Origin of the sequence: Kibdelosporangium philippinense, from assembly GCF_021390435.2 — a bacterium.
Classification (GTDB): Bacteria; Actinomycetota; Actinomycetes; order Mycobacteriales; family Pseudonocardiaceae; genus Kibdelosporangium; species Kibdelosporangium philippinense.
The window spans coordinates 2,062,538-2,075,050 of record NZ_JAJVCN010000003.1; the positions used below are offsets into that span (position 1 = coordinate 2,062,538).

The following is a 12,513-nucleotide window of genomic DNA, read 5'->3' on the forward strand; positions in this document are numbered from 1 at the left end:
CTCCTGGGCTCGGGGAGGACAGGACCACAGCGACGGTACCCGCGCCCTGGTTTGGGCAAAGTGAGGGCCACCCCGCCAAAGGTGGGGTGGCCCTCACTCGACTGTTCAGCTGATCAGGCGCTGTTGACCTGCTCTGCCGGGCTGTCCGCGATCGCGCTGCCGCGACGCTTGGACACGATGACCGCCGCGGCGACGATGGCCACCGCGACCAGCGCGATGACGATCCGCAGCGCGGTGTCGCCGTCGATGATGAACGTGACGATGGCGGGCGCGATCAGCACCGACACCAGGTTCATCACCTTGATCAGCGGGTTGATGGCCGGGCCAGCGGTGTCCTTGAACGGGTCACCGACGGTGTCACCGATAACGGTGGCCTCGTGCGCGTCAGAACCCTTGCCACCGTGGTTGCCGTCCTCGACGAGCTTCTTGGCGTTGTCCCACGCACCACCGGAGTTGGCGAGGAACACGGCCATCAGCGTGCCGGTCGCGATCGCGCCGCCGAGGTAACCAGCGAGCGCTTCGACGCCGAGACCGAAGCCGACGGCGATCGGTGCGAACACGGCCAGCAGACCCGGCGTCATCAGCTCACGCAGCGAGTCCCTCGTGCAGATGTCCACAACGCGGCCGTACTCGGGACGGACCGAACCGTCCATGATGCCGGGGTTGTCGTGGAACTGGCGCCGTACCTCGTACACAACCGCGCCCGCGGCGCGGGACACGGCGTTGACAGCCAGACCGGAGAACATGAACACGACCGCCGCACCAATCAGCACACCGACAAGGGTGTTCGGGCTGACGATGTTCGCCGCGAAGTCCACCGCTGTGTTGCCCGCGTCGCGAATCGCCTCGCTGTACGAACCGAACAGCGCGGTCGCGGCGAGCACGGCTGTCGCGATCGCGATGCCCTTGGTGATCGCCTTCGTGGTGTTGCCGACGGCGTCCAGCTCGGTCAGGATCTTCGCGCCTTCTTCGGACACGTCGCCGGACATCTCCGCGATGCCCTGAGCGTTGTCGCTCACCGGGCCGAAGGTGTCCATCGCGACGATGACGCCGACGGTGGTCAGCAGACCACAACCGGCGAGAGCGATCGCGAACAGCGCGACAGTGACGTCACCGGAAAGCAGGAAGGCGCCGTAGACCGCGCCGCCGATCACGATCGCGGTGTACACCGCGGACTCGAAACCGACCGAGATACCGGACAGGATCACCGTGGCCGCACCGGTTTCCGACGTCTCACCGACGTGCTTGACCGGCTTGTGCTCGGTACCGGTGTAGTAACCGGTCAGCCAGAGGATGATGCCGGCGAGCACGATGCCGATGATCACGGCGACCGCGGCGATCAGACCGGGGTTGCCGGTCAGCGCGGCGTTCTTGGCACCCTCGAGACCCGCGAACGAGGTCGGCAGGAAGGTGAACGCGGCAACGGTGCACAGCACCAACGAGATCAACGCGGAGATGTAGAAGGACCGGTTGATCGCGCTGAGGCCGTTCTCGCCGGGACGCGCCTTGGTGATGAACACACCGATGACGGCGGTGATCACACCGATGGCCGGGACGATCAACGGGAACAGCAGGCCCTGCGTGCCGAACGCGGCACTGCCCAGGATCAGCGCGGCGACCAGGGTCACGGCGTAGGACTCGAAGAGGTCCGCGGCCATACCCGCGCAGTCACCGACGTTGTCACCCACGTTGTCGGCGATGGTGGCGGCGTTACGGGGGTCGTCCTCCGGAATGCCCTGCTCAACCTTGCCGACCAGGTCGGCGCCGACGTCGGCGGCCTTGGTGAAGATACCGCCACCGACACGCATGAACATCGCGATCAGCGCGGCACCGAAACCGAAGCCCTCGAGCACCTTCGGTGCCTCACCGGCGTACACGAGTACGACCAGCGCGGCGCCGAACAGACCGAGACCGACGGTCGCCATACCGACCACACCGCCGGTGCGGAACGCGATCCGCGTCGCCTTCTCGCGCCCGCCCTCGTCGTTGGCGGCCGCGGCGACCCGGAGGTTCGCCTGCGTGGACAGCCACATGCCGAGATAACCGATAGCGAACGAGAACACCGCGCCGGCCAGGAAGAAGATCGACCGGCCGATCCGTTCGCTGACGGTATCCGCCGGTAGCGCGAAGAGCAGCAAGAACACCAAGACGCCGAAGATCGTCAAGGTGTTGCGCTGTCGTTTCAGGTAGGCCGCCGCGCCCTCTTGAACCGCCTTGGCGATGTCCTGCATCTTCGCGGTGCCCTGGCCCGCGGCCAGCACCTCCCTGAGCAGTACATAACCGACGGCAAGAGCAGCGAGGGCCACCACGGCGACGACAGCGACAACGCTGCGGTCACCACCGGAGAGCGCAGCCTCCGCAAGGTGTTGCCCGGACATCCATGTCCTCCTGTGACATCTGCCGATTTCTCCCGTCCGCTGTTGCTACCCCGACGGGACGTGCTCACCACCACAAGTGGTGGGACGTCGGCGGAGTCTATGTGTAAGGGGAATGGCGTTTGTGAGGCGTCCCCGGCCGTGTACGTTCCGTTATCTTCGTTTTATCGATCTCGGTATCGATCAAGTAGAGGCGCTGAACCGCCCGATTACCTTTGCGGCACAAGAACTTCGGCTCGTTCTCCCAGCTAGTTCATACCGCACCGGAACGTGGCGCTGGTCACACATCCAGGCGACAGAGCACCCAAGCCATCCAAGCCAAATCGCGCCCGACAACCTCGGGCTTTGCCACGCCGTCAGTTAAGCCCCGCAACACGCCCGATAGGCCTGGCTTTGTCGCGCCGGTCATTTACGCCACGCAACACGCCCGACGCCGCCCCAGCCACGGCGGTGATCAGGCACTGAGCGGCGTCGGCAGCGTGGGGCGGGGTGGAAATGGCCGGCTTTGGCGACAAAGCCCGCCCGAGCGAAGCGAGGGCCATAAACACTGTCGGGAGTGTGTGCTTAGCTCGTTCACGTGGGTGACGTGCGAACTGAGCGCGGGCGGCAGTTGCTTTCCCGGGTGCTTGCCGGTGTTCCGGCCAACGAGAACCCGTTGACCCACGCCGAAGATCTGCCCGAACGCCTGCCGCGGTTCGCCGAATGGCCGGATTGGGCCCCGGCCGAGGTCGTTGCCGCGTTCCGGGCGCGCGGGTTGGAAAGGCCGTGGACGCACCAGATCGAGGCGGCCGAGCACATCTGGAACTCGCGGCACGTCGTGCTTTCGACGGGCACGGCGTCCGGAAAGTCCTTGGCTTACCAGCTTCCCGTTTTGTCGTCGTTCGCGACCGATCGCAAGAGCACCGCGCTCTATCTCTCGCCGACGAAAGCCCTTGGCGCCGACCAGTTGCGCGCGCTGCGCGAGCTGGACCTACCGGACATCCGTGCGGCGAGTTTCGACGGCGACACGCCGATGCAGGAGCGGGACTGGGTGCGGGCACACGCCCGATGGGTGTTTACCAACCCGGACATGATGCATCGCGGCATCCTGCCGTCCCACGCACGCTGGGCACAGTTCTTCCGGCGGTTGCGATACATAGTGGTAGACGAGGCGCACGCGTACCGCGGCGTGTTCGGTTCGCACGTGGCGCTGTTGCTTCGCAGACTGCGCCGGGTCGCCAAGCATTACGGTTCGGACCCAATATTTATTGCGGCCTCCGCAACGGTGTCGGATCCGGCGGTGTCGGCGACCCGGTTGTCTGGTGTCGAATGCGTCGCGGTCACTGAAGACGGCTCCCCGCGAGGCGCGCGGACTGTCGCGCTATGGGAACCGCCGTTGATGGACGAGCTCACGGGCGAGAACGGCGCGCCCGTCCGTCGCTCGGCGGGCGCCGAAACCGCGCGGATCCTCACGGACTTGGTCGTGGAGGGTGCGCGGACGCTCGCATTCGTGCGTTCTCGCCGTGGCGCCGAGCTGACCGCCTTGTCGGCGCGGCACGCTCTGTCTCATGTGGACAGTTCGTTGGCGAGCCGGGTGGCCGCGTACCGCGCCGGGTTCCTGCCGGAGGAACGCCGTGCGCTGGAGAAGTCACTGGCGTCTGGCGAGCTGCTCGGCGTGGCCAGCACCAACGCGCTGGAACTCGGTGTGGACATCGCCGGGTTGGACGCGGTGGTCGTAGCCGGATACCCAGGCACTTTGGCGTCTTTCTGGCAACAGGCCGGGCGCGCGGGCCGGGCGGGTGACGGGTCGTTGGTTGTGTTCGTGGCCAGGGACGACCCACTCGACACCTATCTTGTGCACAACCCGTCGGCGATGTTGCACCGACCGATCGAGGCGACGGTCCTGGATCCGCTCAATCCTTATGTGTTGGCGCCACACCTGGCTTGTGCCGCGGCCGAGTTGCCGGTGACCGAGAAGGATCTCCCGCCTTTCGGTGGCGACGCGGCCCGCGAAGTGCTGCAGGAGCTCGTCGCGGATCGAATGCTGCGTAAGCGTCCAGCCGGGTGGTACTGGACGTCGCGGGATCGGCCGCACGCGAATGTGGACATCCGTGGCTCGGGCGGCGAGCAGGTGATGGTGGTCGAGGCGGACACCGGGCGGATGCTCGGCACGGTCGACCCCGGTTCGGCTTGCGCGACCGTGCATCCCGGTGCGGTGTACCTGCATCAGGGCACGTCTTATGTGGTGGACGAGCTCGACCTGGAATCCGGCGTGGCGTTCGTGCACCCCGAGGACCCGGAGTGGACGACGCAGCCACGGGACGTCGTGGACATCTCGGTGCTGAAAACCCTGACCAAACAGGACTTCGACGGGGTGTCGCTGTGCCGCGGGGATGTCGCAGTGACCTCCCAGGTGGTCGGTTACCTGCGACGGCTGCCGTCCGGCCAGGTGCTCGACCAGGTGCCACTGGACTTGCCTGAGCGGACGCTGGAAACCCGCGCGGTCTGGTACACGATCTCTGAGGATCTGTTGCGCGACGCAGGAATCGAACGCGCCCGAACCCCTGGCTCACTGCACGCGGCTGAGCATGCCGCGATCGGCCTGCTGCCTCTGCTGGCAACGTGCGACCGGTGGGATATCGGTGGTGTCTCCACCGCGATGCACCCTGACACCGGCGAAGCGACCGTATTCGTGCACGACGGACACCCTGGTGGTGCGGGTTTCGCCGATCGCGGTTTCCACGCGATGGCCGACTGGCTCACCGCGACCCGAACCGCGATCGTCTCCTGTGAGTGCCAGTCCGGCTGCCCGTCATGCGTGCAATCGCCTAAGTGCGGCAACGGAAACGAGCCGTTGGACAAGGCGGGAGCGGTGGCCGTACTGGACATCGTGCTGAAGGCGATCACTTAGAAAACCGTTCGGCGCAGGTCGGTCCGATGGCTATGGTCGCGTGATGTCCTCTGTCCTGTCCGTGAACGCGGGAACCGCATTTGACCTGCCCGGAGTCGGGATGACCGGCATCGCCAAGCGGCCGGTGACCGGTCCGGTTGAGGTGCGAGCGCCTGGCCCGTCAGGTGTCGGCGGCAGCGGACTCGTCGGCGACGACATCGTCAGCCTGCAGCATCACGGCGGCGACGACCAAGCGGTGTACGCCTACGCGCGCGAGGACCTCGATGCTTGGGCGGCTGAATTGGGACAGCCGCTCGTTGATGGGGCGTTCGGCGAGAACCTCACGACCACTGGAATCGACATCACGAACGCCTTGATCGGTGAACGGTGGAAGGTCGGGTCCCAGCTGGTGTTGGAGGTTTCGGTACCTCGGGTGCCGTGCCGGACTTTCGCCGTCTGGCTCGACATTCGGGGCTGGGTCAAAACCTTTGTGGTGAAGGCGGTTCCGGGTGCGTACCTCCGGGTGATCACGCCGGGTTCCGTGCAGGCCGGAGATCACGTTGAGGTCGTGTACCGGCCTGACCACTCCGTCACGATCAACCTCGTGTTCCGCGCGTTCACCAGGGAACCGGAGCTGCTGCCGAACCTGCTTGGCGTGGACGCGCTTCCTGAAGAGGCAAAGGAGCTGGCCGCCCGGCGCACGATGATCCAGCTGGACAACGCCTGAATGGCAGTACGGATCGTGCACCTCACCGGGCCGGTGTTCGAGGCTCTGGCGCGAGGGGATTTGGCGGCGGCGAACGCGGTCAGCCCAGTCGTATTGACCGACTACTTCGCAGGTCCGGACTGGCGGCGGGTGTGGCAGATGCGCCGTGCGCAGGTCTTGGACAACCCTGCTGCGGCCGCCTGGGTTACCGGTGTCATCTGGGATTCGCGTCTGGATCTGGCTGTCGGCAGGGCTGGGTACCACGGTCTGCCCGACGCTTCGGGAATGGTGGAGATCGGTTACGCCGTCGATCCTGCCTATCGACGGCAGGGTTATGCCCGCGCAGCTTTGGAAGCGCTGCTGCTCAGGGCCTCCGATGAGCCGATCGCGGGGACTGTCCGGGTGACCATCAGCCCCGACAACCTCGCCTCTTATCGATTGGCGGCGCAGTACGGCTTCGTCGCGGTTGGCGATCAGTGGGACGAGGACGACGGGCTGGAGATCATCTACGAGGTCCCGGCTCGCGCCGAGGCTTGAATACGGCAATACGCAGGGGATGCCGGTTCCGTACGACATCCACTGCGTATTGCCTTTGCCGCCGAGCCAGTGGCATGGGTGGCCTGCGACCGTTCGACACGACTGCCGCAGCGCGTCGACGCCGGGAGGCGAAGGCGTCGACCGCCGGAGATTCATTTCCCGGGGGCAGGATCGCCGATCACGGCTGGTGGGGCCGTGTTCACCGGAGGCAGTCGCGGAACGGGAGGCCGCCCGCCATGTGCTGGTGCTCGGCAGGCCGCCAGGTCCTGGTCACGCTGCGGTTGCGGGAAAACCGGCGACAGACCTAGGACAAGGCAAACCTGAATGGCGCTATGGAGTTGTTGTCTGCCGAGGTTGGCCGGTGCCTGGAACTCGAGCCGTAGCTGACCTTGGCGTTCTGGGGCTAGCTAGCTATCCATCGGGAACCTGGAGCTGGCTTCGGGCTCGTTCAGTCGGCCGCGACGAGCTCGGACATTGGGCTCAGCCTGCTTGGCGTTGCCAGTGCGTCGGCGAGGGCTTCCTGGACGACCGCCGATTCGGGCAGGCGCCAGCCGCACACCTCAGGCTTGACGCGCCAGTGCACGACGCCGTGCTCGAATGGGCTCGGGGGCAGTGGCACGTAACTTCCGGCGCCGTGCAAGGTGATCTGGTCGTCAGCGGCCAGTTCGCGACGGAGCGGGCGACCGGTCTTGGTCAGGAACATCCAGCGGCCGGTCGGCGTCGCGACGATCGGCACGGGCATTCCGTAGGTGCGCAGCACGCCTGCGGCCTTCCGGCCGAGTGAGTCGTCGACCTCGATCGCGTCGAGCACCACACCCGTTGCCACCAGCAGGCTGTAGGGCCGACCGGTCCACCACGCGGCGACCTGCTCTGGCTTTGTGCCGATGCGCTCCTGCCAGTCCCGGTGCACGGGGACCGGTCCGACGTTTTCAGTTCCTTCGCGGCCCGCCCACTGCGCGCCCGCCGGATAGGTGCCGGGCAGCACTGGCCACCCGCGCCACGCGAGGCCGACCGCCTCCGCACGAAGTTCGATGCGGAAGGCCCCGCGCCAACTATCCGACCAGTCTGTCTCCAACATCTTGGGTACTTGCCTCCTAAACCGGCGGGCACCGTCCGTGCCCTGCATTTGACTAAACGGCACGACTGCCGTCCGTAGTAACTGTCTGTCGGCAACTGGTCGGTAATGAACGGCGAGTGAATCCGGCTCGACGTTCCAGCCGAACGTCAGCCGGTCGGCGGTACCGCTCGCCGACACGCCCGGACCCGGCCGTGATGCCGCTCACCGCTCTCGGGCGACCGTTGCCCGAGAGCGGGCCCCCGTTTTCTTCAGCCGGACTCAATCTCGGACACCGGTCCGGCCGCGGCACGAGCGGTTATCTGCCCTAGACCGCTGACCGTGGTGGTCACCTCGACCCGGACCGCCCAACCGTTCATCCGGCAGTCGCCCAGGTGCATCCGCATTTGATCGACCACCCACCGCGCCTGGTCGCAGGCAACCTGCTCGCCCCACGGGCCGTAGGCCGCTGCGGCCAGCGCGGAGAGATCGGCCGCACTGTTCGCGCGGTGACGGGCCGAGGTGGCGGCACCGATCACGAGCAGCAGCCCGAAGGCCATCGCCAGTGCCGCCACCACGAACGCCGCCCAGACCGCCGCCGCACCGTCGTCGGTCCGAGTTCGATGGCTGCCGGTCACCCGACGGCCTCCGGTTCGGCCACTGCGAACGCCGTTCCGGTGATAGCCAGGTCCGGCAGCAGATCGCCTACCGGCTCGAGCGAGACCTCGACGTTGATCTGGTCCCCGTCGGTGGCCACGCGTACGTCCGCACCGCTCGGCGCGATCTTGGCCGCCGCTTCCCGAGCGCGGTCGGGCTCACCGCGCGCGACGAGCCGAGCTGCCTCCCTGGCCGCGTCGACACATCTCAGATGAGCGGTCACCGCGAAGAATCCAGCCAAGAAGAGAGCGAAGACTGTCGTCACGACGGCGAGCGCGATCGCGCCTTCGACCGTTACGGCACCCCGATCGCCTGCTTGATCAGATCCAAGATCATGTTCCGGAACCATTCGCTGGCGATGATGCCCGTGATGATGGCGCCGAGCGTGCCGACCACCATGTAGAGCATCGCGTACTCGACTGTCACCGCGCCTTCGTCGCCGGAAAACCGGTGCAGTCGACGAGCGGTCACCATCGTTTGTTCCTTTCTTATGGCCGATTGATGTGGTCATCTGCCGAGCCCCAGCTGACCGGCGAGCCCTGCGACCACCGGCACAATGCCCAAGCAGACGAAGGCAGGCAGGAAGCACAGTCCGAGCGGGCCTGCCATCAGCACGCCTGCTCGCTGGGCACGCGCCTCGGCGATGTCGCTCGCGGAAACGCGGACTTCTGTCGCGAGCGCTGAGACGACTGTGGCCAGTTCAGTGCCTGACCTCGCCGTTCGGCGCGCGCTTCGAGCCAGTGGCGCCGTCTCGGGCACTCGGACCGACGGTCTCCAGGCATCGGCGGCGTCCGCGCCCAAGGCCAGCAGCCCGGCGGTTGTGCGCAACGCCCGGCCGCCGTCGCCTGGCACTCGATCGGCGATCACTCCGACAGCCGCAGGTACGGGCAAGCCTGCCCGCAGGCACGCGGCCAGCAGGTCCCAGCTCGTCGCCAGTCGCAGCGGATCGGGTCGCGGTGGAGGCGGTTTGAGCAGACGTCTCGCGACGAACCACCCGGCTACGGCGACCGGCAAGGCGATCACCCAGCCGCCAAGAGCTACCGCGATCACCGCAAGCGTGGTCGCGGCTGCCGCTGGAGCGAGGTGCTTTCCTGGCGGTTTTCGTCTGGATTTCCTGGTCATGGCGGCCAGTCGCAACCTGGTCACCTCGATGCCCGGTGTCACGAGCAATGCTGCCGCTAGCACCACGAGCGCCCACGAGTCGATCGTCATGGCAGGACCACCTGACGCGTGAGCCGCCCGCTCCAGAAGACGCCCGCAATGATCAGGCCGATGCCAACCACGAGCAACGCCTGCCCGGCCATCGTCTCGGACAACATCCGCAACGAATGGGTGCCAAGTAGCTGGCCCAAGCCGATTCCGGCCAACGGAAGACAGGCCAGCACAACCGCGCTGGTTCGTGGACCTGCCATCTGCGCGTGCGTCTGCTTGGCGAATCGGAGGCGCTGATCAAGATCGCGCACCACGGCTGCCAGCACGTCGGCAAGCGGTAGGCCGTGACGGTGCGCCAACGCCCACGCATGGGCGATATCTGTGAAGAGCGGTTCGTGGACGGCCTGTTCGACGTCGCCACCCATTCGGGCCGCTGCTGCGATGGCACGCATCGCCTCGGCGCCGCTTGGTGGCGCGTCGGCCGCTACTGATTCGGCGGCGGCCACGGGATGTGCGCCTGCTCTGAGTTCACCGACCAGCGATCGCAGGGTTTCGGTGAGCTCTTCGACGACAGTCATTCGGTGCCGCAGCCGTTGTCTGGCTTGCCAGTATCGCCAACCGACTCCACCAGCGGCCGCACAGAGGATGGCGCCACCCGGTCCCAGCAGTACCCAACCGACCAGTGCACCAACGACCACCAGCAGCGCCATGCTCGGTCTGGGCAGACGGAAGGCACGTCGGGGTGGGCTTTTCAGCGCGGTGAGTCTTTTCGATGCCGTGGCTGCGGGCCACATGAACAGTGCACCCGCCAAGATCAGCGCGCTTACGGCGTCCATGGTGGCGCCACTCCCCTCTCGCTCAGCAATTCGGCCAAGGCCGCTCTCGCCGGTGGCCGCTCGTTCGGCCGCCATGCCGGTCCGACCTTCACGTAGTCGCCATTTCGTTGCAGCACACTGACTTCAGCCAGTCGACGGGCATCACCTTCGCGACGCATGAACAGGATTACCCGCACGGCTGCGGCCAGCTGACTGTGCAAAGCGGACCGTGGCAGACCGCCGAGCGCGGCCAGTGCTTCGAATCTGGCCGGTACTTCGGCCGGTGAGTTGGCGTGCAAAGTCCCGGCGCTGCCTTCGTGTCCGGTGTTCAATGACGTCAGCAGTTCCACGACTTCCGCGCCGCGAACCTCACCGACAACAAGCCTGTCTGGCCGCATTCGCAATGCCTGCTTGACAAGATCGCGGACGCCTACGCCGCCGGTGCCCTCGATGTTGGGCGGCCTCGCGACCAGCCGGACGAACTGCGGGTGCACCGGGGCGAGCTCGGCCGCGTCTTCGACGCAGACAATCCGTTCACTGTGCGGGACCGCACCGAGCATTGCGGCAAGCAATGTGGTCTTTCCGGAGCCAGTTCCGCCGACCACGACGAAGGCAAGCCGAGCGGACACAACGGCTCTCAGCAAATCGGCGCCCTGTGCATCGACTGTCCCAAGTCGACAGAGAGTGTCCACATTGTGCACTGCTGGCCTGAGCACGCGTAGCGACAAACAGGTTCCGGCCGGTGCTACGGGCGGTAGGACGGCGTGCATCCTGATGCCGCCAGGCAACCACGCGTCCACGAAGGGCTGGGCGTCGTCCAATCTGCGTCCGGCTGCTGCGGCGAGGCGTTGAGCGAGCCGCCGGACCGATGGTTCGTCCGAGAATCTGACGTCGGCTCTGCGTAGGCCGGTGTGGCCTTCGACCCAGACCTCATTCGGGCCGGTGACAAGGACATCGGTGGTGTCCGGATCTCGGAGCAGCGGATCGAGCGGGCCGGCGCCTTCGAGTTCCTGACCTAGCAGGTGCAGGGCGTCCAGTACGTCTCTGTCCCCGGCCACTCCGCCCGCTTCGTCCCGGATCGCCGCGGCCACGCTGGCGAAGGTGATACCGGTGCCCGCATGGACGACACGGCTGCGCACTCGTTCGACGAAATCTGCTTTCATGATGCCACCTTCTGTTCCACGCCAAGGGTTTCCAGCGCTCGACGGGCAGCGTCGAGCAACGGGCCGCGTCTACCGGTGAACTCGCCTTTCTCCAAGGCCTCGGCCAGTCCACGTTGGTGCGGCATCCATGACATCAGCGGCAGGCCGACAGCATCGGCCACTTCATCCGCCGTCAAACCACCCGGCGCTGGGCCGCGGACAAGTACCTGCGCGATCACGCCTCTTGCTTTCAACCGCTCAGCGACCAAGGACGCCGACGCGCACGCCCGAAGTTCGGCTGGCACCACTATCACTGTGAGATCGGCGAGATCCAGCGCGGCTCCGGCCGTCGCCGACAGCTCACGCGGCAGGTCGCAAACGACTATGTCTCCGCCGCGTCTGCCTGCCTCGATGACCGCGGTGACCGCGTCTGGTTCTGGCGCGAACCCCTTTCTGGCACCGGATACGACTTTCAAGCCCGCACGCCCGGGCAGCGCGGCTCTCAGCGATGACGCCGCGACTCTGCCTTTGACGTTCATCTCCGGCCACCGCAGACCTTTCTCGGTTTCGGCGCCGAGCACCAGATCCAGCCCACCCGCCAACGGATCGCAGTCGACCAACATCGCTCGATGCCCTGCACGGGCGGCGGCTCTGGCCACAGCGGCGGCGAAGACGGACGCACCCGCACCGCCTCTGCCACCAACGACGGCCATCACTCGGCCGGGCGGTCCGCCTGGACCTTCCGCGGCATCGGCGATCGCGTCCGCCAGCCACGACTCGGCAGTCGGTAGCTCGACGACCCGTTCCGCACCGAGTTCAATCGCTGCTTGGAGGCTGTCGATCGTCGATGCGTCAGGGGAAACGATGACGACCTGGCCGCGTTTCGGCAGGCGTTCGGCCTGGATCTCGCGCGCGCCAGCCGGATCGACGAGCACGAGCGGCGCGGCCGACCACAACGGTCTTGCCGCGAGCGCGTCGGGCACGCGCCGCAGATCGCAGCCTGCCGCGGCCGCTAGGCGCAGCAGCTCCTCCAGCACTGTCTCGTTGTTGACGAGAACGAGTGGGCGGTTCTCAGTCATCGGATTCCCCCGGGTTCTGCTTGTGGCTTTTTCGGTGACCGTTCCACCGTCTCGGTTTTGGGTTTCGGGTGCAATGGGGGTGGGTTTGGGTTGTGGATAGGTGGGATGGTTGTGGATAGGTGGTGGA

12 protein-coding genes are annotated in these 12,513 nt (G+C 66.5%); 3 read left to right on the forward strand and 9 right to left on the reverse strand.

What is annotated here, in order from left to right; all coding sequences use genetic code 11:
• Positions 1-113 precede the first annotated feature (113 nt).
• Positions 114-2,378, reverse strand: a complete 2,265-nt coding sequence (locus tag LWC34_RS41705) for a sodium-translocating pyrophosphatase (protein WP_233730723.1) — start codon at positions 2,376-2,378, stop codon at positions 114-116.
• Positions 2,379-2,952: 574 nt separating this feature from the next.
• On the opposite strand from LWC34_RS41705, the gene sftH reads away from it, so the two are divergent.
• The 3 genes from sftH to LWC34_RS41720 are packed head-to-tail and all read left to right on the forward strand — an operon-like array spanning position 2,953 to position 6,487.
• A complete protein-coding gene (sftH, locus tag LWC34_RS41710) occupies positions 2,953-5,265 on the forward strand; it encodes a DEAD/DEAH box helicase (protein WP_233730724.1) in 2,313 nt (770 codons plus the stop codon).
• Positions 5,266-5,308: 43 nt separating this feature from the next.
• The gene (locus LWC34_RS41715) at positions 5,309-5,971 is read left to right on the forward strand and encodes an MOSC domain-containing protein (protein WP_233730725.1); all 663 of its coding nucleotides are present in this window, start codon (positions 5,309-5,311) and stop codon (positions 5,969-5,971) included.
• Positions 5,972-6,487 carry a GNAT family N-acetyltransferase gene (locus tag LWC34_RS41720; RefSeq protein WP_233730726.1) on the forward strand — a complete coding sequence of 172 codons (516 nt, stop codon included), beginning with the start codon at positions 5,972-5,974 and terminating at the stop codon, positions 6,485-6,487. It abuts the gene before it with no gap.
• Between the two features lie 448 nt (positions 6,488-6,935).
• Here LWC34_RS41720 and LWC34_RS41725 read toward each other — a convergent pair whose 3' ends face one another.
• The 8 genes from LWC34_RS41725 to ssd form a co-directional block, all read right to left on the reverse strand.
• Complete coding sequence (locus tag LWC34_RS41725; RefSeq protein ID WP_233730727.1) at positions 6,936-7,565, reverse strand: bifunctional DNA primase/polymerase; 630 nt, start codon at positions 7,563-7,565, stop codon at positions 6,936-6,938.
• Between the two features lie 248 nt (positions 7,566-7,813).
• On the reverse strand, positions 7,814-8,179 hold the full coding sequence (locus tag LWC34_RS41730; RefSeq protein ID WP_233730728.1) for an Rv3654c family TadE-like protein: 366 nt from the start codon (positions 8,177-8,179) through the stop codon (positions 7,814-7,816).
• Positions 8,176-8,547 carry a TadE family type IV pilus minor pilin gene (locus LWC34_RS41735; protein ID WP_233730729.1) on the reverse strand — a complete coding sequence of 124 codons (372 nt, stop codon included), beginning with the start codon at positions 8,545-8,547 and terminating at the stop codon, positions 8,176-8,178. Before LWC34_RS41735 ends, LWC34_RS41730 begins: the two co-directional genes overlap by 4 nt.
• Positions 8,493-8,672, reverse strand: coding sequence for a DUF4244 domain-containing protein (locus LWC34_RS41740; RefSeq protein WP_233730730.1), 180 nt, complete (start codon positions 8,670-8,672; stop codon positions 8,493-8,495). The genes LWC34_RS41735 and LWC34_RS41740 overlap by 55 nt, the downstream gene beginning before the upstream one ends.
• A gap of 33 nt (positions 8,673-8,705) precedes the next feature.
• The gene (locus LWC34_RS41745; RefSeq protein ID WP_233730731.1) at positions 8,706-9,410 is read right to left on the reverse strand and encodes a type II secretion system F family protein; all 705 of its coding nucleotides are present in this window, start codon (positions 9,408-9,410) and stop codon (positions 8,706-8,708) included.
• Positions 9,407-10,186 (reverse strand): type II secretion system F family protein, encoded by a 780-nt coding sequence (locus tag LWC34_RS41750; RefSeq protein ID WP_233730732.1) that lies wholly within the window; start codon positions 10,184-10,186, stop codon positions 9,407-9,409. The genes LWC34_RS41745 and LWC34_RS41750 overlap by 4 nt, the downstream gene beginning before the upstream one ends.
• Positions 10,174-11,328 (reverse strand): TadA family conjugal transfer-associated ATPase, encoded by a 1,155-nt coding sequence (locus LWC34_RS41755; protein ID WP_233730733.1) that lies wholly within the window; start codon positions 11,326-11,328, stop codon positions 10,174-10,176. Before LWC34_RS41755 ends, LWC34_RS41750 begins: the two co-directional genes overlap by 13 nt.
• A complete protein-coding gene (ssd, locus tag LWC34_RS41760) occupies positions 11,325-12,386 on the reverse strand; it encodes a septum site-determining protein Ssd (protein ID WP_233730734.1) in 1,062 nt (353 codons plus the stop codon). Before ssd ends, LWC34_RS41755 begins: the two co-directional genes overlap by 4 nt.
• Positions 12,387-12,513: the final 127 nt, after the last annotated feature.